Below are 1,274 nucleotides of genomic sequence, written 5' to 3'. Positions count from 1 at the left end.
AGTCTGACCATCTCTGCTATCGAACTTACGTCCTTCACCAGTTCCGGGATACGCCCAGGCGAAGCGCCTTCCAGTGTCCAGAGCAGTTTCATCACCCACGCTGTCGATTCCCTGAAGCTGAGCTGGTTAGGCCAGTATCCCTTCAGCGTTGAGGCCATTCTTATCATCTGATATCTCACCAGATTGTAGGCCAGCAGCACGCCCCACAGCTCCTGCCTTACCATCTCCGGCTTCCTGCTGCGAAGCGTGAGCCTGCTGTCCTGGAGACCCTGCTTTATTTCACGATATCCCAGCTCTATCTCCCAGCGATGACTGTAGAGATCCGCTATTTCTTTACCCGGGTAACGCATCGCATCCGTCATCGACGTCAGGAACCGCCACGTCCGGCCTTTTATTTCCCGGCTTATCATCCTCATCTCTGTGTGCGCCGCCAGATGCGGCCATTTCTTCCGTGACTGAGCAGAGGTTTTTACCCGGATAAGTATGTCTCCCTTCCCCAGACGACGGACCTCTTCGTACTGCAGGTCTTTACGTGCCGCTATCATCCAGTGACGGTTTTCGCCGGCCTCATGCCAGGCGCTAAGCAGACCGAATGACGTGTAGCCCTTATCGAAGAGAGTCAGGCTGTTGTCGCACGCGCGTTCAATGAGACCTTCTGCCAGCACCATCTCATTCTCGTTCTGGCAGCCCATCGCGGCGCCGCTGATAAGATGGCTGGTGAGTTCCATCAGGCAGACCATGCGAACCTGCGGATAAGGCGAGGCGCCTGCCACCGTGCCTGAACGGACGAAAGCCTTCTCATTATCAGGCGTTTCTGGCGTGCGCCAGACAACGCCGTCAACAGCGTACAGCGTCAGACCACACCAGTCAGGGTGGGAAGTCTGTGCATTCCAGAGCTCGCTGCTCTGTTCGAAAACCCGCCGTACAGCGTCGTCCCCCAGCCGCTGCCTTGCCTGCACTACGGCGCTGGGCGCAACGAAAGGACGGTTTCCCGGTAACAGAATATCAAGGCGATTAACGATGGCGTGAAGGGGTTCTTTGCGCTCAAGGGCCATGCCGATGAGACACCAGACCATCATATCTGTAGTGAGTCTGCGCTTGCGGAGCGTGACCGTGCCAGCTTCCTCAAGGCAGCGGCTGATGAGCGCAGGGTCAAGAACATCCGCGAGCGTATTCAGAGGATGACGAAGAGAATCGTAACGAGAGACGATATCAAGGGCCTGACTGAGCTGCATAAAAAAAATCCGGAAACGAAGCGTTTCCGGATTCTTACA

At 56.1% G+C, this 1,274-nt stretch carries 1 protein-coding gene; it reads right to left on the bottom strand.

Annotated elements, in window-relative coordinates:
• Positions 1–1,235 (bottom strand): IS4 family transposase (locus VH86_RS14515; RefSeq protein ID WP_045833326.1); only part of this gene is annotated, 1,235 nt, incomplete at its 3' end.
• Positions 1,236–1,274: the final 39 nt, after the last annotated feature.

This window comes from Pantoea sp. BL1 (genome assembly GCF_000963985.1).
GTDB classification, from domain to species: Bacteria; Pseudomonadota; Gammaproteobacteria; order Enterobacterales; family Enterobacteriaceae; genus Pantoea; species Pantoea rwandensis_B.
The sequence above is the reverse complement of the archived record's forward strand: the minus strand, read 5'-3'. Positions and strand labels throughout refer to the sequence as shown.